The sequence below is a fragment of the Streptomyces sp. NPDC050422 genome, from assembly GCF_044458665.1.
Taxonomy (GTDB): domain Bacteria; phylum Actinomycetota; class Actinomycetes; order Streptomycetales; family Streptomycetaceae; genus Streptomyces.
Genome location: NZ_JBITIE010000011.1, coordinates 292782 through 311213, shown reverse-complemented (window position 1 = coordinate 311213; position 18432 = coordinate 292782). Strand labels below are relative to the sequence as shown.

Sequence of the window (18432 nt, the reverse complement as noted above, 5' to 3'; positions counted from 1 at the left end):
CTCCTTGCGTGAGTTGGTCAGCGGTTACGGGAGAACGCGACGCGCGGGTCGACCGGACCGGTCGGCCGGACGGAGGTGGTGGGATTGGGAACCGGCGTCCTGCCCGGGAGGCCGGCGCGGGCAGGGCTGGCAGCGAGCGCCGTGGCGGTGGTGATGCCCTGACCGGGCTCGTGGCGCGCGGCTGGAGTGGGGACATGGGGGAGGCGCGCTGTGACGTCCGTGCAGAGTCGGGGCTGCACTGCGACCTGGAGATCGGATCGGTGCATCGACACCGTGGCGCGGGCCACCTTCTCCAGGGCCTCGCCGCGGTCTACGGAGGTGGGAAGCGTATAGATACCCAGGCGTGAGTCCTGCCGCCAGCCGTGTTCCTCCAGGATGAGGTGACCCTCCAGCTCAGAGGACTGGGGGCCGGTGGCCGCCACGATGCCGAGCTGTGGAAGATCGGCGAACGCGACGTCGGGGCCCACACATGGGGGTCGGTCACGGGCGGGAGTCGCACCGGAGGCCAGTGAGGGGTCGAACGCGGGGTCCACGTCGACCTCGTAGCCGGCGCTGCGCAGCAGCGTGACGGCCCGGGTGGCGCGGCCCTGTCCGTCCTGTAGCTGGTTGGCCAGTGCGTACAGCGTCGGCTGGTCCGGGACGGGGTGGAAGTCGAGCACCTTCATCATCCAGGTGCTGGCGGCGAGGTGTTTCGGACTTGTGGCGACGATGCCGTAGTCGGGGTGGCGGCCGACTGCGATATCGGGAAGCGAGTCGTAGTGGGTGGGCATGGCTGATCCATCCGGTGCAGGCTCGGGGGCGGGGGTGGTCGAGAGCCGGGATGGTTCTGCTGGTGCGGGGCATGGGGCACTCCGAGGTGGGGAAGTGGTCAGAGAGCGGGTGCGGACGAGGGCCAGGTGGGTGGCAGAGCGGGCCGGTCGGCCGACTGCGTCGGCAGGTGTGCTGGAGTCGTTCGCTGTGACGCCGTTGGCGAGGCCGCTAGAGCAGCGCCTACTCGTGGTGGGACAGCGGCCGGAGCGGAGGGCTGGTCCGCCCGCACCCGAGCCTTGGGGTGGGCGGTATGGCGGTCCGCCAGGTCGTCGCGTATTGCTCGGATCTCGGTCGCGTAGGAGTCGAGGTTCTCCGCGAGGGAGCGCAGACGGTGCGGGTAGTGTCGATCGGCCGTGCCACCGGCCCCCTCCCACCATTCGGCCGTCGCGTCGAGGAGCTCCACGGCCCGCTGGAGAACGCCGTCGCCCGGGGCGGTCAGCTCGCTCAGCGTCGCAACCACCTCGCGCGTATGCGTTGATGACTGGATGGACTCGGCCAGAAGTCCGAGACGGTCGCCGAGGCCCATCCCGTGGGCCAGGACGGGAGGCAGGCTGGAGTCCAACAGAGAGGGGTCGCATGAGACGTCGAAGCCCTTGGCTTGCAGCCTGTCGACGGCCAGGGTCACCACGAGGCGCTTCTCGGCCGGGTCGGCCATGCCCGAGGGCAGCCGGTGGTAGTGCTCCCCGCCGACCGTCACGGCAGGAATGAAGCCCGCGCGATGGAGAACCGTGTCGGCACCGTTCGCCTGAGGAGAGCGTTTCGGCTCGGCTCGGCTCGTGGAGGCATACCTAGATGATCCAACCGTGCGTCTACGGCGTCGAGCAGACTGGGGACGTTGCCGCCGTGCCGGGCGTGGGGGCCGTCGGGCTCCGAGTCGTAGACCACTTCATACACCGCGGGCTCGGTGCTGTGGCGGGTTACCAGCCAGCTCTGGGGATACTCGGGCGGATGCTCGGTCGGCGGTTCCTGAGGTGGCGAGATGACCAGTGAGCTGCCGTCGGGGAGGGCCGCGTGGACGGTGTATGCGCTGAGGCCGTACTCGACGGTGCAATCCAGGCCGCGCTGCCGAAGAGGAACGGTGAGGTGCCCGTACGCGTGCTCCTGTTCCGGCAAGTCGACAGAGCCTTGCCGCGGAGGGGGCCTGTTCGTCCGAGCGGTGACATGTGTGCCCTCACGTTGGATGGTGACCAGGAGCTGGTCGACGTACATAGGCGTTCTCCGTGGCCGGGCCCCAGCAACCCACGGCATGAGTCGCGGTCGGGTGGGGCGGTAGTCGGGCGTTTCACGAGGATGCGGCGATGGGCCGGTTTGGTCCCGCCGGAACTCGGTGCTACAGGCGTCAGCGGGAACGCCGTGGGGCTGACGGATTCGACGCAGGCGGTGCAGGAGGCCCAGCGGTTGAAGCTCCGCGGTTGCCGGAAGTGGACCGAGCGAGGGCCGCGGCCTGGACATGCTTGGTTTGGGAGGGCTGGTTTCGGCTCGCCCGGTTAGTCAGGTAGTCACCAGCCCGAGCGAGAGCCAGGCCTTGGAACGCCAACTCGTCTGCGTAATGCCAGCCTTCGGAGTTCCGGATCTCCTGTGCGTGGCTCGCGTAAAGCTCTCGCGAACCGGGGAGCGAGGCGTCCATGAGCTCCATGACCTGGTCCCACTCGTGCCGGATTTGACCGGCGCGTTCCAGGGTGGTGTCGATTCCGTGCAGCCGCCGGAGGTCATCGCTGATCGGGCCCTCGACGTAGTCGGAGCCGAGGGCCGTGGCGCGGACTCCGGCAAGGACCTCGGGGCCGTGGGCGAGGAAGACCTCGACGTGCTTCCACCCTTCGGCGTCACGTGTCACCTTGCCGTCCGCGTAGCCCTTCTCGTCGATGGGCCAGCCGTAGTGGTCACAGAAGGAATCCGACACCGCGTCCCAGGCGTCGGACGCCTGTTTGATGCCGTCGGCGGCAGCGGCCAGGGCCGAGATGTGCTGCTGCCACAGCATGGGATCAGCGGTGGCAGGATCCGGGGAAGCAGGGGAGTCGGGGGTGGAATCCATAACCGGTCCTTGTGTCTGGCTGGCTGGTTTTGCCACGTTGGCGGCAGCGGGCTGGGCCGTCGCAGGGCTACGGGTGGCAGCGGCGGGCGAGGATCGGGTGGCCGCCGTGGCGAACTCGACCGACAGACTTTCCGGCAGTAGGCGGACATCCTCGATCAGCTCTTCCAGACGGATCGCCCACAGGCCCAGTTCGTTCGCAGCGCCGAGAGCACCCTGGTTGTGGCACCAGTTGGCTGCGCTTTCCAGGAACTGATGCATCTGGGCAAAGGCCCCGTGCCCGTCGTCCACGGTGTGGTCGAACACCTCGGTGAACCGGTCAAGATCGGGAGCGGCCTGGAGGGCGTCCGTCGCGGCGCTGACGGAGATCCCCGAGTCGAGCGGCTGCTCGTAGCCGACTGCCTTGGTGGGTGTCTTCTTCGCTAGCCAACGGGGCACGCGGCGAGAGCCCTCGTACTCGTAGTAGTCCGGCGGGTCGCTCATGGTGGACACGTCCTTCGCGAGGCGGGGGCTGGGCTATGCCGACATGCGGGCGTCGGTGTCGAACAGTTGGCGCTCGGCTGGGTGGAGGATGTGTTGGGCGATGAAGCTCCGGCCCGCGACCTTCCATAGGCCTCGGCCCTTGGTCAGGGCGGACACGGCCTGGGTCTCGACGCCGGTCAGGCCGAGCAACGAGGCAGCGGCAGCGAGTTGGTCGGGTTCCTGGCGGTAGATGACGCGGGTGGAGCAGTCGGCCAGGAGGCCCTCGGCCAGCACTCGGCCGCGTGAGCCGGCATCGCCTGCGCTGAGCAGGTCGCTGAGGCGGTGGATGACCATCAAGTTCGCGATGCCGAGCCCGCGGGATAGCTTCCACTGCGACTGCATCCGCTCCAGCAGGCCGACGTGCCGCATCACTCGCCACGCCTCGTCGTAGATCACCCAGCGTCGGCCGCCGTCGGGGTCGGAGAGCGCGCTCTCCATCCATGCCGAAGCACAGGTCATGGCCAGGACCAAGGCGGTGTCGTCGCCGGAGCCGCCGAGGCGGGAGAGATCGATGGACAGCATCGGGGTGGTCGGGTCGAACGCCACCGTCGATGGGGCGTCGAACATTCCGCTCAGGTCGCCGTGCACAAGGCGGCGCAGAGCGTGCGAGAGGTCCTGTGCTGCGGGCCCCATGCGTCCGGCATGGTCGCCGAGGGCTCGGTCGAGGCGTTCGGGCGAGCCGAGGGCGTGGGCGATCTCGCCGAGCAGCGGCACCGTGCCGCCAGCGTCGGCCTCGGTTACGACCAGGTCGAGCGCGAGGTCCAGAGCGGTGTGCTCCATCGGCAGGAGGCCACGCTTCAGCACGGTGCGGGCCAGGCCGGCCAGGAGCAGGAGACGGCGCTTGCGGACCTCGGTTGACCAGTCGTCCTCGCTCACCGAGGCGGGCCGGGCCGGAGCGTCGAGCGGGTTCAGCCTGCCCGGGAGTCCCGGCCCCAGCGCGATGCTGTAGCCGCCGAGAGCCTGTGAGACGACCGTCCACTCGCCCTTGGGATCGCAGGGCACGTAGACCCGGTAGCCGTGGGCAATCGCCCGGGTGGCGATCGACTTGGCCAGAGCGGACTTGCCCATGCCGATGATCCCGGCCAGGACGGCGTTCGGATTTGTGAAGCCTTCGATCCGCCCGCTGGTGTACAGCGAGAACGGGTCGTAGCAGAACGCCGCCTCCGCGTGCACGTCCCTTCCGATGAAGATCCCTTCGGCGCCCAGGCCGCCCTCCGCGAGGAACGGATAGGCGCCGCTGACCGTGGCTGTGGTCATGCGGTGGGCGGGCAGACGGAGCTTGCCGCCCCGAGCCGAGGACGAGCCGGGGCGTCCTGACGGCGGGTAGGTCGGCCGCAGTTCCGGGTCGAGGCTCTCCTCGGTGCGGTGCTTGGGCGGAGCTCCGGCGAGACGGGCTTGGCGGCGGGCCTCGGCGAAACCGACATGCGCAGCTCGTTGCTCGGCGCGTGATGTCTTGCGGGGGACGAACAGGTGGGAGGCGCTGGCGCGGGTACGGGGCATGACGATTCTCCAGACAGAAGGCGGGTCAGCGTCGGACAAGGCCGGTGAACGGCGCCTGCAGGTCGACCGCGGTGGTGCGGCGGCGCACAAGGTGCGCGGTGCGCTGGTGGCGCTGGCAGATGGTCAGCTCGGGCGCCCCTTCGGGCAGGCCCGCCTGGCACGCCTCGCGGTCGGGCACCTCGCCGGAGTCCGGCTGGGGCGCCGCGTGATAGGCGGCGTGGACGTGGTCGGCGGCCTGCCAGATCCGCGTGCGGGCGGAGCGGAGCTGGTCACCCTCGGCAGGAACGAGCTGACCGGTGCGGGCGGCATGCGCGTCGAGCAGACCGTGCAGCGAGACGAGGTGGGCGTGCAGGGCGTCCAGCTCGGCGCGGGCGGTGACGAGGGGGCCGCCCGGAATGTTGAGCGCGCGGTGGAAGTCGAGCGCGGCGGTGGCGAAGGGCACGAAGTCCTGCGCGGTCGGGCTGGCGGTGCGGGACATGGGGGGTGCTCTTTCGGAAGGGAGGAGGGCCGGCATCAGGCGGCGAGGGCGAGCGGCATGGCGGCGGCGGTGAACGCTTCGGCCTGCTGCCAGGTGAGCAGCCGGAGATCGAGCTGGGCACCGACCGCTGCGGTCTCCACGACCGCGCAGGCGGAACGGAGTTCCTCCTCCGTGTCGGCCGAGACGGTCAGCAAGCCGGTCAGGGCCACGTCCGCATGGCCCGCGATGAGCTGGCGCTCACGGGACTTGATGTCCTGGTATTCGATCGAGTCCGCCTCGGAGTCCACCTGGCCCCGGCGGGCTCGCTCGGCGACATCCGCGATCACGCTGGACTTCTTCCGCTGGACGTCACGCAGGGCGGCGTCCAGTCCCTTCGGCTCGTACGACAGCGACAGCGTGCGCCGGACACCGGCGGTGAACAGGAGCTGGTGCAGGAAGCCTGCTGAGGTTTCGGTGCGGGGCCAGTTCTCCACCCAGTACGTCGAGTGCACGGCCGAGTCGGTCGCGATGTGGTCCGCCTTCTCGACGACCACGATGGGGCCGGCAGCGGCGGGCTCCGATTCGGGATGACCAGCCGTGGACCAACGATCCAGCGCTGCAAGCGCCTTGGGGTCGTACGCGGTGCGCACGACGGCCGCGATCTCCCGTGCGGTGAGCCAGCCGACGGGGTTGAGCCCGGCGGTCCGCGCAGCCTGATCGAAGGTCGAGGTCAGCTGCGCCAGGACGCCGAAGGCCCCGGTCAGTCCACCGCCGGCCTGATTGATCAGCCGTCGTGCGGCCTTGGCATCCAGGGACACCGCGACGTACGCCTCGTGCGGCGCTGCCGCCGGGCCCGCGCTCTGGATCAGTTCGCTGTAGATCGCACCGGCCACGGGGGCATCGGGCCGGCCGTGCTCCTCCCAGTAGCGGCGCAGTGCGTCGCCGGAGTCCGGGACGGTGCGCTCGATCACTTGGATCCGGGCGACCTGGCCGGTCCGGGCAAGCGCGGCCAGTGCCCGCCCCCAGCCGTTGACGTTGGCGTTCTGGGTGCCCGGATCGAGTAGCGCGTAGGCGCGGGAAGAGACCTTGACGACGGCGGTCAGGGTGCCGGTGTGGGGGTTGTGGACCGCGCCGTACCGGCCGTCGGGGGCGGTGGCCACACGCAGGCTTGCCGCAGTGCCGGGCAGGTGGAGCAGCCCCTCGCGGACTGGGCGGCGCGAGGGCCGGGTGAGCCAGATCAACTGGCCCCGCATCCGTCGCAGGACGTACCGGCTGATGATCGGCCCCCAGTCGGCCAGGGCACGCCCTCGGTAGCGGACAAGGACGAGGAGGGCGATCCCAGCCCAGAGGGGGATGAGTTCGAGAGCGCCCGCCACGCCGCGGGTGAGGGTTACGGCGAGCAGGAGAAGGCCGGTGAGGCTGACGACGATCAGCTGCGGGGCGGTGAGGCCGAGCAGGATGCCTCGGCGGCTGCGGTGCGGGAACTTCACGGCGGCCGTGGTGGCCTCGGAATGGGGCTTGTCGGACATGGTGGTTCCAGACGGTGGGAGCGGACGGCGAGCGGGGCGCGCGGCGCTCTTCTGGAGGTCATGGCAGGGCTCCGGTTCTGGTGATCGACGGTGCGCGATGCGGGGGCGGGCTACGGGTGCAACCCGCCCCCGGCTGTGGTCGGTCAGGACACCGAAGGTGGCTGGCTGGGATACACCCAGCTTGCCGGGGTCGGAGAACCGGTTGCCGACGAACCCGTGGAGGACGGCGGCGGTGATACAGGGCTGGCGGGCGGCGTGGTACCCGTGCGGGTCATGCTGCCGCTCGGAGGTGACGCGCCGGCGAACTGACCACCCGGGGCGCCCCCTTCGGAGCTTTCCGCCTCGCCCTCGCTGTGCCGGGTGATGAGCGGCGGGATGCCGGGGCGCTGAATCAGTGCTCGGCCCTTGTCGCCGGTGGCATTCGGGTCCTCGCCGTAGCGGAAGGTGGTCTGGGCCTTGGGCGGCCCGGAGTCGATGCCCTCCTTGCTGAGGATGCCGCCGGCTGGACTGATCCCGGAGGCGACACCGTCGCTGCCCGCACCGGGTACCTGGCTGGGGCCCTGCGGTGCGGGGGAGCCGGTGCCGACCCGCATGGCGAGGGTGCCCGCGGTCTTCGCGGCTCCGGCGGCGACTGCCATGCCGGCCACGCTTGTGCGGTGCAGGTCGTCGTGGCCGCCACCGTCGCTGGCCCAGTGGACGAACTTGTAGGTCGCGTACGGGCAGAGCAGCACCAGGACCATCACGACGATGCCGGACATCGCGTCGGACAGGGCGGCCATCCCGCCGTGCGCATCCGACTTGCCCATCGCCGAGACACCGATCAGGAACACCACGGTCATCAGGAGCTTCGAGACGACCAGGGTGGCGGTTGCTTCGATCCAGCCACGCCGCCACCGCTTGGCGACTTCCCAGCCGCCGCCTGCCCCGGCGAACACGGCGAGGGCGACCATGATCAGGACACCGACCTTCCGCGCGACCATCACGCCCCAGTACATGAACGCGCCGATGGCGCATCCCACGGCGACCATGGCTGGGACTCCCCACCCCATGCCGTACATCGCCCCCAGCTCGGTGACCTTGACCACGCGCCGGACCGCGTCGTCAATGGAGCTGTTGGCCGCTTTGAACAGGCCGTCGGACAGGGCATCAACGACGGTGATGGCGACGGAGGTGAAGGCAACGGCGCAGAAGCTGAACAAGACGCCGGTCATCGTGCCGATCGCGGCCTGTGCCAGAGCGCGTTCGTCGCGCCGCCAGGCCGCGGACATCAACTGGATGCAGAACGTGCCGACGGTCAACGCGAGCCCGATGGGCAGCAGCAGTTCGTAGTTGTCCCGGAACCATCCGGCATTCAGGTCGATGGCGGTGGTTCCATTGACCGCCTTGGCAGCAAGATCAGCAGCGGTGGAGGCCAGTTCGCCCATCGACTTCGCGATCCACGCGCCTATGCCGTCGGTGACCGCGCCGGCCGGATTGGTCGCGAACTCGATCGAGCCGCAGACCTTGTCCATCAGCGGAAAGTCGCAGACTCCCATGGTGGTACCTCCTTTCGGGTTCAGGGTCAGGGCGCGACGGACGGCATGACGCCGGCCAGAGCGCAGGGGTGGGAGGGGCGGCACTGGACCGCGAGGGTCGTGACGCGGTTCTCCGCACCGCCGGCGGGCGAGCCCCTCCAGGCGATCGACTGCTTGCCGGAGACGGTCACGGCGTAGACGTACACCTGCGTGATCGTCCCGGGATCTTCCTGAAGGGCCCGCGAGAAGGCCTCGGGAAAGTGCCCCTCGTTCACCGTGGTGGTGGCGAACTGGCCGTTGGCGGCCATCTGCTTCCACAGCAGGGGCGAGGGAACGACCGCGTCGACCGAGGCGCGGTCGGCGTACCTGCGCTCCGTGGTCAGCCACCCGTGCAGCGCAGTCAGCAGCTCTGTCTGCGAGTACGCACGGGTGTCGTAGGACCACAGCGCTGCCGCGGCTGCCTTCCCGAACACGATTGGATTGTGGGTGTTCGGCGGGACTGCGAGCGCGTGCGGGGCTGAACCCGGCGCGGGCGCCCTGGATGCGGACGCAGATGGAGACGGCGCAGTTGTCGAACTGCGGTGTGTCGCAGGGGTGTCGGAGGCCGTCATGTCATCGCGGGTGAGGTGTGCGGCCAGGCCGACGATGACGACGAGCATTACCAGGACGGCAGTGCCGAGCAGGGCCCGGCGGCGTACACGGGATGCGCCGACGGGGTTCGAGGAGCGGTCAGGCATCAGTGGACCTGCGTCCCCAGCGCGCTGAAGAACGCGACCACACCGTTCGCGGCCCCCAACAGGAGGGCCGCGCCGGCGCTGACCATGACGCCCTTCTTGCCGTTGGCTTCGGCCTGGTGGCCGCCCGAGTGGTGGCCCCAGGCCCATACAGCCGCGCTGGCGGCGAGCGCGCCGACGGCGGTGATGATCCCGAACAGATTGAGGGAGCCCATCACCTGCTTGAGAACGGAGAGGCCGGGCAGCCCTCCGTCGCTCGGCGTGATGCCGGGATCGTAGGCGAGCTGGATTACCGTGTCAGCGAGAAACATTCCAAACACCAGTTCGAGTTAGTGCGCGCGAAAGCCCGCGAGGGCGAAGCGGCGGTGCGGAGAGGAAGAGGGGAGGGGAGAGCGCTGTAGGTTCCGATTTAATTTGTCGTCAGGTGTCCGCGTGACCTGCGGCTTCTGAGTGTTGTCCAGGCTTCTTGTCGAGGATTTGTCCGGGCGAACTGTCGGATTCTTTGGGGTGTGAGACCGCCGGGGGCGTTCGTGGTTCTGGCGCGTCAGCCACCGGTGGGCTGTGAAGGGTTCGCGTAGCGAGTCTTGGGACCAAGGCGGACATTCTGTACGCGGCTGTCGCGTTCGCTGCGCAGGTAGTAACTGTGAGCTGAGTGCGGTTTCAGCCAAGAGGCGCGGAGGCGAGCTCCGGCGATGGCGGGTGCGGTGTAGCTCGGGATATTTTCCTCACGCACAACTGTCCATCGAACGGTGCTTGCGGCGTGAGGTCGAGGCTGCCCTCGGGGGCTTCACCGCGACCTTGATGAGTTTGAGAGTCCATGACTTGCCATATAGCCGCGCCATGGCGTCGTTCCTCCGTCTGGGCGCTCCCGCTGCTTTGGACCTTCGCCCTCGGCCTGTGGGGGCTTTCGCGGCAGCACACCCTATGGCGGGACGAAGCCGCCACCTGGCAAGTAGCCCGGCGGCCCGTTGCCGATATCTGGCACATGCTGGGACAGGTCGATGCTGTGCACGGGCTCTACTACTTGCTGATGCACGGGCTTTTCGAATGCTTCGGGTCTGGTACCACGACCCTGCGTCTGCCATCGGTGCTGGCCACGTCATTGGCGGCGGCATGTGTGGCGGTCATTGCCCGTCGGTTGGCCGGCCAGTTGGTGGGCCTGACGGCAGGGCTGGCGTTCGGTCTGCTTCCGGCTGTGCAGTTCTATCTCCAAGAAGGTCGTTCGTACGCGCTGATCGCGATGGGTGCTGGGATCTCGACCCTGCTGCTGGTGACCATGCTCGAAGACCGTGGCCGCGACCGACGGCGTCGATGGACAGCGTATGGAGGCACTGTCTTGCTGTGCGCGCTGCTGAACTGGCTTTCCCTGCTGATTCTTCCCGCGCACCTGGCAACTCTGGTCTGGTCGAAGGCTGAACGCGGGATATGGACGCGATGGGCCGTCGCTTCGGCGGCCGCGGTGGCAGCCGCCCTGCCGTTGATTCTTTTCAGCCGGAGCCAGTCGGATCAGGTGTCATGGATTCCTCCGCTGACGTGGCACATGATGATCGGCCCGGCTGTCCTGTTGCTGATCGGCGGGATCGGGGCCCTCGCGGACCGGCCGCAGTCGGGCCGGCTGTCAGTTGCGGCTGTCGGCTTGCCGCTGCTGGCGGTGCCGCAGATCGGATTGATCGGCCTATCGCTGGTTCAACCGCTGTTCTTGGACCGCTATGTCTTGTTCAGCATGCTGGGTCTAGCTCTGCTGATCGGTGCAGCGCTGGGTGCGGTAGTAGCCGCGCTCGGGAAGAGGTTCCAGCGGACGTCGTCATGGCTCCTCCCGGTTGCTGTCGTGGTGGCAGCGTTAGCTCTCTTGCCGCAGTTGCTAGCAAAGCGCTCTCCGGCGAGTCGAGTTGATGATGTCCTGGCAGTAGCGGCGGACGTGAGGCACTTGAAGAAGGCCGGAGACGCGGTGCTTTTCATACCGGCAGCACGACGTGATACGGCGCTGGTCTCACCCGACGATTTCGCCGGCCTGCGGGACATCGCTCTGGTCGAGAGCGCTGCGGCATCGGGGACATTGAAGGGCCTGGAGGCCAGCCCCGACCAGATAAGAACCGATCTCTTGTCACAGCAACGGGTCTTGCTGGTCACGGATGCGCCCAATGTGGCCCGGCCAGTGTCGGCGGCGCGGGACGAGGCGAAGATGTCGGTGCTGCGGGCGTTCTTCACCGCGGTGGTAGATCGGCAGGTTCTCGGACGACGAGTGACGGTGTACGAGCGGCGCTCGTAACGTGTCATATGGACGCACAGGGTGTCATGCACTCGCTCGGCCCTTGATGCGGTGTTGGGTTTCGTGGCGGGCGGCGCGGATGCCCTCAGCGGTGAGGGCGTAGAAGTTGCGGCGCTTGCCGGGGCCGCGACCCGGGGTGGCTCTGTTCATCCAGTTGTTGTCGTCTTCGAGGCGACTGGTGAGCCATCCTGCTCGTTCGAGCCTCTTGAGCTGGGGATAGACAGTTCCTGGATCGAGACCTGTGCGTGCGATGAGCTCGGCGCCGTAGAACTCCTTTTGTGGGCGGGTGACCAGGTCGCGCAGGAGGGCGAGCGTTGGCTTGGTGATGCGGACACGCTCGACCGCGATGTCATTGAACGGGGTGGGCGGGCCGGGGCTGCGGCGAACCCGGAACTTGGCACGGGCTGCTTCCAGGACGCGGTCGTCGGGCGGGTCTGAGGTGTCGTCGTGCGGAAGTGAGGCGGTCATCAGAGCCTGGACGCGGTCGGTTCCGAGATGCCGTAGCAGGCGTCGGCCCTGCGGCGTGGGCTGTTGAGGGCGGCCGAAGGCTGCCCTCTCGAAGAGGCTTGCTCCGATGTCGCGTTCCAGCCGCTGGAACTGTGTGACCAGCGCGTTGGGTTCGGCCTTCAGGTGGTGGGCGGCACTGTCGAGAGACGGGAAGCGCATGGCGATCTGGAAGCGGTGGAGGCGGAGCCAGCCGTGGAGTGTGCCTTCGGCGGCGGACCGGATGTCGCGGGGGAGGCTGGTGTCGATCTTGGTCATGATGGTGCGGCTGTGCACTCCTGGGGGTCGCAGGGGAACGTTCAGGTGCTTGAGGCGTCGGCGGACGGTCTCGTCTTCGGTGCCGAGTTCTTGGGCGATGTCGAGGGTTGAGCGCTTGTGGCCGAGGTATTGCTCGCGGAGCCATGTCTCGTCGATGGGGAAGGGCTTGCGGGTGCGGCGGATGGCGAACCCGAGGGTGCGGGCGTGGGCGACGGCGATGTGGCGGGGGATGCCGGTTTCCTGAGCGATGTGGGCCAGCGACTTGTCGCCGTCGACGTACTCGCGTTGCAGGAAGGTCGTGGTGAGAACCATCCTGGCCTGCTGGTGCAGGCGCCAGGAGCCGAGGCTCGATGACCTGCCCCACTCGCGGGGCTCGCGGGGAACCTGTTCGAGTGCGAATCGGATGTGAGTGAGGGTGGTGTCCAGTTCCCGGGCCGCCTCGCGGGGGGCCCGCTGTTCGGTGATGACGATGCGGCGTACTTCTTTCAGGTCGATGTCATCGAGGTGCCGGCCGGGAAGGTCGAGTCCGTCGGCGCACTCTTGCGGCGGCTCCCAGGTCAGGGGCTCGTCGATGTTCAGGTCGTGCAGGATGCCGATCGCGTGCTGGTGGAGGGCGTCTCGCTGGTCGAGGGTCAGGGAGGGCGGGAAGGCGAAGTACCGGGAGCGGTCGGGTGCCGATCGCAGGACGAGGGGGTGGCGTGGGTCGGTGAGGTCGGCGCCGGTGAGGAGTTGATTGAGGTAGCGCTGCGCGTTGAGGTAACGGGGAGCCTGGGTGGTCTTGGCGCTGAGCTGTTCACCGGGCTGGGTGCCGGTGCGGAAACAGAGTTCGCGCCACTGGTCGGGGCTGATAGGGATCGCGGGGATGAGGCGCCGCCGGCGTTCGTAGTCGATGGGGCTGCCGTGGTCGTCGAGGTGGTGGGCGAGGTTGCAGAGCGCGGTGAGCACGTCCGGGTGCCCGGACTTGAGGGCTCGCTGCAAGATGACGGTCATGGCGTTCGGCAGGTGCGGTCCCAGCCGGTCGGTGACTGCGCGTGCCCGCAGGGCCGGTTCCCCGGGCAGGAGCAGGAGTGCAGCGGCTATGCCTCGGAAGAGGTTCTCCTTCGTTCCCTCTCGGGGAATGAGCCGCACTGTCCAGCCGGGCCAGAGAGCCTGCGGGACGTGCCGGATGCGTGCGTTCGCGCTGTCCTCGCCGGGTTCGGGGACGCGGGCGCGTGGGGTGGAAGAGGAGAAGCGCACGCGGTCCAGGGCGCCCATGATCTGATCGCCGGCGTGCAGGAATCGGCGCTGTGTGCCAGGTGAGAGCTGGGACCACTGTTCGGTGGTCATGCCGCGGGGGATCACCTTGTTCGGGGTGTCGCGCCGGGTCCGCAGTTCATGGACAACGTGGACGGCGATGGAGTCGTTCGGGGGGTCGAGGAAAGGCAGAGCCGCGTGGGCGATGACGCCGTTGACCGCGGCGCCGAGCGGCTTGACCCGGTCGGCGGGAGTCCGCGTGGCCAGCGGCCTGCGGTTCCAGCGTTCTCGGACCGCCTGGCCCATCGACTGGACGTCGGTGTCGTTGATCGTGTGCATCAGCCATGGGGTGCACTGGTTCAGGTCGGCCAGGACGGAGTAGGCCGTGGAGGGGGCGGCAAGCAGTGCGTCGATGCGGTGCTGGGTGGCGAGCAACGGGTGACTGGAGGCCAATGGCAGGAGCTCGGCGCTGGTGAGGTCGGTGCCGCAGACCGGCGCGAGGCGGGAGCCGAGTGTGCAGGTTCCCACCGGGAACCGGAGGGTGTGTCCGGGGAGCCTGACGCGTGCGCCTTCGCCGCAGCCGGGGCAGGTGTCGTGTAGCAGGGATTGGTGGGTGGTGCAGGTGAAGGTCCAGGGCAGCCACCACTTCAGCAGCCATCGTCCTTCCCGTTCGGCCAGGCACTGGGGACAGAACCGGCATCGTCGCTGCCGTCGGGGGCCGAAGGGAAAGTCGCTGCCGATCACCGCAGAATCGAGGCGGCCGGCCGGAAGGCCGGTGCGGGTCTCCAGCTGGCGCAGAACGGTGGTGGGCAGGTCGCTGACCAGCGGGCGTGTGAGGTAGTGCCGGGGCAGGCCCATGACGCGCAGGAACGTGGAGAAGGTCAGGCCGTTGCGGCGGCCCAGTGTCTCCAGCCAGCTGTCCAGACCCTCGCCGGGAAGGATGCGCATCCGCAGGGGCAGTACTCGCGTCTCGGTCACGAGGCATCACCGAGAGCAGAGGTGATCTTTCCGTGTGCCATGGTGGCGGCCAGCTGCTGACGTGCCTGTTCGGATGCCTCGTCCAGGCGGACCCCGTCGAGCACTTCACGGGTGACTGCTTCTGTGCCGGTGCGGATTGCGCGGTAGCAGGCCCGCATGAGGAGAGTGAAGTACGACCCAATGTGCCCGCTGGTGCGTTCGAAGAAGTAGTCGGCGTTGCGCAGGAGCATCCCGGGACGGTGATCTGTGAGGACGAGCCGGTGTTCGCTGGTCTTGAGCAGGCTCCGCCAGTGGCGGCGGCCCTCGTCGGTGTCGAGACGGAACGGATCGACACCGAGCCGGGTCCAGCGGCGGGCGGTCTGGGCCAGGGCCACGTTCTTGCCGGTCAGGCCGTCGGCGAAGAACCGCCGCTCGGCCAGGCCGACGCCAACATAGATGAAGGTGACCGGCAGCTCGTTGGCGAGCCACTTGAGGTGGTTGGACACGGCCAGGCCGTCGCGGCGGTCCAGGTCGATGAAGTGAATGTCGTCGATGATGCCGAGCTGGGTCTCGCAGGACAGAACGCAGTCCAGGGCGTGACTGGCCAGGGCTGCCGCGTTCGCCCGGTCGGTGGCCGGGTGGCCGTAGTACTCGCAGATCATCCGGTTCAGGGTTCGCAGGGTGGTGTTGGAAGTCAGGCCGACGCGGAAGACGGGGATGCGTTCGTGTCCGGCCTCGGTGACCGTGGACAGGCGGCGCATCTGCTGGCGGTCGAATTCGCGGCCGAACAGGTTGGCGATGGTGGTCTTGCCCAGGCCCGGCAGTGCGTCGATCACGGCGGCGGAACGGATGCGGTCGCCGTCCTGCCGGTTGCTGGCCACGATCTGCTCAAGCTCGTCGTGGATGCCCGCGAGCTGCGGGGTCTGCACGATGCCGAAGTTCGCGTGCCAGTCGTGCCGCGAGTCGTTGTAGTCCTCGGCAGCGGCCTCGCCCAGCGCGGCCAGTTGGGCCCGGGTCAGTGTCTCGGGCCGCTGCCGTGGCGGGGCGTCGGCGAAGCGGCGCCAGCCTTCCTTGCGTGAGAGGCTGAACAGGTTGGGCTGCCTCATTCGATTACCTCGAAGGCGTCGGCGTAGAAATCGTCACCCGTGGGGGCGTCGAATAGTTCGTCTTCCTCGTCGCTGTCTCCGGCTGGCAGTTCGGGCACCAACTTGAGTTCCGGAGGTGCCAGGGGGCCGGACTGCTCGGGCAACAACGGCAGGGCCAGAGCGCCGCGTTCCGCCGACAGCCGTACTGCCATGCGGCGTTCGCGACGGTCGGTGACCATGCCCTGATCCCAGCGGGTCAGAAGATCCGCGAGTGCCTGCGAGGTATCGATGTGCCGGCCCTCGCGTGCGGCCAGACGGCGGGCGTAGGCGGCGGCCTCTCCGCTGAAGGCCATCGTCAGCGCAGGGGCGTGTTCCCAGAGCAGCGGATGCCAGGAGTCGTCTGCCGGGTCCTGGAAGTAGACGAACCGCACGTCATCGGGGTTGACGTGGATCGGCCACTGCCGCCCGAAACCCGCGTAGGGGCTCGGTGCGTTGCGGTAGCCGTCCAGCACGGGCCCGTTGTAACGCAGGCCATCGACCTCGACGCCGTAGTGCTGGATCGTGCGCGGCTTGACCGCGAGGAACTGAAAGGCCAGGTCCGGTGAGGCCGGCATGCGAAGCCGACCGGCGCGGGCCAGACCAATGCGCAGCATCTCCAACGGGGACAGCGAAAGCTTCGGCCACTGCGGGATGACCAGCCCGTCGTGTTCACGACGGTGGTAGACCTCTGTGATCCACTCACGGACGATCTCCTCCACCTCGTGGATGAAGAAGAACGCGGCGTCCTCAACCGCCTGTCCGCGGCTGTGGACGTCGGGCCCTTTGTAGGCGGGAAGATGTTGGATCAACCCTTCCCGCAGGGTGCGGAAGAAGCGTTCGACGGTCGGCTTGTCCGTGGGCTTCTTGGGCTGGGCCGGTTGAATGGACATCCCCAGACGAGTGCAGACCCCGATCACGTGCGCGGACATGAAGGCCCGCCCGTGGTCGATGACCAGCGTTTCCGGCGGACACAGCCCGCGGCCCGGCACGAGTCCGTCCTCGGCGAACACCACCTCGTCCCACAGCCCGTGGTAGGGCGCCAGCGCGGGCCGGACCGTGTCCTCCAGCGGAGGGCAGATAGCCTCGAACAGCACGGCGGCGACGTCCACCGCCTTCGTTGAGCAGGCCGTCACCCGCAGACCGACGATGCAACGCGAGAACAGGTCCTGAGCGACGGTGAGCTGGAGCGGAACCCAGCGGCAGGTCACCGGTTCCATGGCATAGATGTCCAGGTCCTGGGTGTCGAGCACGACGTACTCACCGGGCCGGGTGGCCCGCAGCCGCCCGTAAGTGCCCTGCGGCCTCTCGGCGATCGAGCGGCGGGCCTTGGCACTTCCGGAGACCGCGTTCGTGCCCTTGGCCAGCCAGGCGAGCCGGGCGTAGGCCGTGCTCCGGGACGGGACAGGAACAGTGTCCTTGCCGTACTCGCCGGTCAGCCGTTCCTCGGCCCGCAGCAGCAGGGCCGACCTCGTGGGGGTCGAGCCGGTCACCGACTCGGCCATCACCCGGCGTACTGCTTCTTCCCACCGGGGATCGACGCTTGAGGTCTTTCCCGCGCGGGCATCGGTGAGGCCGGCCTCGCCGCTTTCCCGGTAGGCGGTCAGCCAGCGCTGAAGGGTGCGAGGCGAAACACCCAGCTCAGCGGCCTTGGCCGCAGTCCGGTCCTTCAGCGGGAGATCGGGATCGTATGGGGGCCTCGGCTCGGTCGGCAGAGCACTGCCGGGGTGCCCGGACCGGTAGCCGCTGAGCACCTCGCGGACGTGCCCTGAGCGTTCCTCCAGTCGCTGACGCTGGCCGGCCGACAAGGTGGCCAGGAGCATGCCGACCCCGTCCGCGGCGGCCGGTGCGGGATCGCTGATCGACCGGGCTCCGGCTGCCAGCCGCCCGAGCGGAACGGAGCTGTACTCGCCCGTCCGTTCGTTGCGGACTGTCGTCTGCAGACCCTCGACTTCCACGACCTCGACGACGTCACCGCCGAAGAAGAGCCGGGCCCCCGCGAACAGGGGCATCGTGTACGCGTTCATGCCGCCACCCGGATCCGGCTCGCACGGTTCAGCGGAGCACGCAGATCGGCGACGAGCCGGCCGGACCAGACCAAGTGCAGGACGACCGGACGGACGATCTCGCACCGCTGCCCGGCCATCGCGACCTCGATACCGCCGATCGTCGCCTGGCCCGCAGCGGCCTCCAGTACACGCGCGATGAGCGACGTCTCCACCAGGTCGCGACGCCGGTAGCCGGCCAGGAAGCGGACGTTCTCCACGACGGCAGGCTCGGCCCCCGACCAGGTCTCATAGACCCAGCCACGACGCGAACACACCTGGCGTGTCCAGTCGAACTGTGCGATCACCTTGGGATCCTTCATGCGAGTGGGGGCTTTGACGTCCACGACGGTCACCAGACCGTCGGCATGGACGAGGAACAGATCGGGAACATGACGGCGGATGCGCGCGCCGTCTGGGCCGACCAGCTGAAAGGGCTGGGCCGCGATCTCCGTGATCTCGCTGGCGAAGTCAGCGATCAGGATGCGGGCGAGTTCCAAGCGGCTCTCGTAGGCGACCATCCGGCCCGTTGTCGAGGCGTGATACCAGCCCGAGTAGTGCTTCCGGCCGCGGTACCAGCGGAACTCGCGTACCGGGAGTCCGGTGGCGACGTCGTCCACCGGAACACGGTCGAGCTCGGCCTCGACGAGCCGCCCGTTGCTCCGCCGATATGTGGCCCGGACTGTCCGGCTATCTGTCGCGGCATCGTCGCGTGTACCAGTCCGCATGGTCGCCCCTTCGTGTCCGGTGTCTTCGACACCAGGACACTGGCCGCCACCAGCGCTAGCCTGAGCGGAACGGAGGAAAAACCCAACGAAAGACTGGACCGCGGGCCGCCAGAGTGACGCTGGCGCTGTACCGAGTGGAGACTCAGCCGGACGATTCGGGCGACAAGTTGATGACAAGTCACTTGGAAAACGACATCTCTATTCGGAACCTACAAGCGCCGG

Annotated in this window: 14 protein-coding genes; 1 reads left to right on the top strand and 13 read right to left on the bottom strand. The window is 68.5% G+C overall.

Translation table 11 applies throughout. The features are described 5' to 3' along the window. Window positions 1–17: 17 nt before the first annotated feature. From ACIBJG_RS19770 to ACIBJG_RS19730, 9 genes are all read right to left on the bottom strand, one after another. The gene (locus ACIBJG_RS19770) at window positions 18–770 is read right to left on the bottom strand and encodes a hypothetical protein (protein ID WP_399308824.1); all 753 of its coding nucleotides are present in this window, start codon (window positions 768–770) and stop codon (window positions 18–20) included. Window positions 771–868: 98 nt separating this feature from the next. After that, window positions 869–1507, bottom strand: coding sequence for a hypothetical protein (locus ACIBJG_RS19765; protein WP_399308822.1), 639 nt, complete (start codon window positions 1505–1507; stop codon window positions 869–871). 642 nt (window positions 1508–2149) lie between these two features. Continuing rightward, on the bottom strand, window positions 2150–2788 hold the full coding sequence (locus ACIBJG_RS19760; protein ID WP_399308895.1) for a hypothetical protein: 639 nt from the start codon (window positions 2786–2788) through the stop codon (window positions 2150–2152). 567 nt (window positions 2789–3355) lie between these two features. Beyond that, complete coding sequence (locus ACIBJG_RS19755) at window positions 3356–4861, bottom strand: ATP-binding protein (RefSeq protein WP_399308820.1); 1506 nt, start codon at window positions 4859–4861, stop codon at window positions 3356–3358. Window positions 4862–4886: 25 nt separating this feature from the next. Further along, window positions 4887–5339: a DUF6238 family protein gene (locus ACIBJG_RS19750; RefSeq protein ID WP_399308819.1), complete on the bottom strand. Its 453-nt coding sequence runs from the start codon at window positions 5337–5339 to the stop codon at window positions 4887–4889. 35 nt (window positions 5340–5374) lie between these two features. Next, the gene (locus tag ACIBJG_RS19745) at window positions 5375–6847 is read right to left on the bottom strand and encodes an SCO6880 family protein (protein ID WP_399308817.1); all 1473 of its coding nucleotides are present in this window, start codon (window positions 6845–6847) and stop codon (window positions 5375–5377) included. 143 nt (window positions 6848–6990) lie between these two features. Next, window positions 6991–8382, bottom strand: coding sequence for an ATP-binding protein (locus tag ACIBJG_RS19740; protein ID WP_399308814.1), 1392 nt, complete (start codon window positions 8380–8382; stop codon window positions 6991–6993). Between the two features lie 26 nt (window positions 8383–8408). Further along, entirely contained in the window at window positions 8409–9098 is a 690-nt protein-coding gene (locus ACIBJG_RS19735; protein WP_399308812.1) for a hypothetical protein, read from the bottom strand. Next, window positions 9098–9406, bottom strand: a complete 309-nt coding sequence (locus ACIBJG_RS19730) for a DUF6112 family protein (RefSeq protein ID WP_399308810.1) — start codon at window positions 9404–9406, stop codon at window positions 9098–9100. The genes ACIBJG_RS19735 and ACIBJG_RS19730 overlap by 1 nt, the downstream gene beginning before the upstream one ends. Before the next feature lie 506 nt (window positions 9407–9912). Here ACIBJG_RS19730 and ACIBJG_RS19725 point away from each other — a divergent pair. After that, complete coding sequence (locus ACIBJG_RS19725) at window positions 9913–11364, top strand: glycosyltransferase family 39 protein (RefSeq protein WP_399308809.1); 1452 nt, start codon at window positions 9913–9915, stop codon at window positions 11362–11364. Window positions 11365–11388: 24 nt separating this feature from the next. On the opposite strand, the gene ACIBJG_RS19720 is transcribed toward ACIBJG_RS19725, so the two are convergent. The 4 genes from ACIBJG_RS19720 to ACIBJG_RS19705 are packed head-to-tail and all read right to left on the bottom strand — an operon-like array spanning window position 11389 to window position 18210. Beyond that, complete coding sequence (locus ACIBJG_RS19720) at window positions 11389–14337, bottom strand: TniQ family protein (protein WP_399308807.1); 2949 nt, start codon at window positions 14335–14337, stop codon at window positions 11389–11391. Next, a complete protein-coding gene (locus ACIBJG_RS19715) occupies window positions 14334–15422 on the bottom strand; it encodes a TniB family NTP-binding protein (protein ID WP_399308806.1) in 1089 nt (362 codons plus the stop codon). The genes ACIBJG_RS19720 and ACIBJG_RS19715 overlap by 4 nt, the downstream gene beginning before the upstream one ends. Next, window positions 15419–17464, bottom strand: a complete 2046-nt coding sequence (locus ACIBJG_RS19710; RefSeq protein WP_399308804.1) for a helix-turn-helix domain-containing protein — start codon at window positions 17462–17464, stop codon at window positions 15419–15421. Before ACIBJG_RS19710 ends, ACIBJG_RS19715 begins: the two co-directional genes overlap by 4 nt. After that, complete coding sequence (locus ACIBJG_RS19705; RefSeq protein WP_399308802.1) at window positions 17461–18210, bottom strand: TnsA-like heteromeric transposase endonuclease subunit; 750 nt, start codon at window positions 18208–18210, stop codon at window positions 17461–17463. The genes ACIBJG_RS19710 and ACIBJG_RS19705 overlap by 4 nt, the downstream gene beginning before the upstream one ends. Window positions 18211–18432 lie beyond the last annotated feature (222 nt).

Bases quoted from the DNA above. Each gene is read 5' to 3' on its own strand.
- ACIBJG_RS19735 (WP_399308812.1), bottom strand. From the start codon at position 9,098: ATGCCTGACCGCTCCTCGAACCCCGTCGGCGCATCCCGTGTACGCCGC.
- ACIBJG_RS19710 (WP_399308804.1), bottom strand. From the start codon at position 17,464: ATGAACGCGTACACGATGCCCCTGTTCGCGGGGGCCCGGCTCTTCTTC.
- ACIBJG_RS19750 (WP_399308819.1), bottom strand. From the start codon at position 5,339: ATGTCCCGCACCGCCAGCCCGACCGCGCAGGACTTCGTGCCCTTCGCC.
- ACIBJG_RS19755 (WP_399308820.1), bottom strand. From the start codon at position 4,861: ATGCCCCGTACCCGCGCCAGCGCCTCCCACCTGTTCGTCCCCCGCAAG.
- ACIBJG_RS19725 (WP_399308809.1), top strand. From the start codon at position 9,913: ATGACTTGCCATATAGCCGCGCCATGGCGTCGTTCCTCCGTCTGGGCG.
- ACIBJG_RS19760 (WP_399308895.1), bottom strand. From the start codon at position 2,788: ATGCTGTGGCAGCAGCACATCTCGGCCCTGGCCGCTGCCGCCGACGGC.
- ACIBJG_RS19740 (WP_399308814.1), bottom strand. From the start codon at position 8,382: ATGGGAGTCTGCGACTTTCCGCTGATGGACAAGGTCTGCGGCTCGATC.
- ACIBJG_RS19730 (WP_399308810.1), bottom strand. From the start codon at position 9,406: ATGTTTCTCGCTGACACGGTAATCCAGCTCGCCTACGATCCCGGCATC.
- ACIBJG_RS19715 (WP_399308806.1), bottom strand. From the start codon at position 15,422: ATGAGGCAGCCCAACCTGTTCAGCCTCTCACGCAAGGAAGGCTGGCGC.
- ACIBJG_RS19770 (WP_399308824.1), bottom strand. From the start codon at position 770: ATGCCCACCCACTACGACTCGCTTCCCGATATCGCAGTCGGCCGCCAC.
- ACIBJG_RS19705 (WP_399308802.1), bottom strand. From the start codon at position 18,210: ATGCGGACTGGTACACGCGACGATGCCGCGACAGATAGCCGGACAGTC.
- ACIBJG_RS19745 (WP_399308817.1), bottom strand. From the start codon at position 6,847: ATGTCCGACAAGCCCCATTCCGAGGCCACCACGGCCGCCGTGAAGTTC.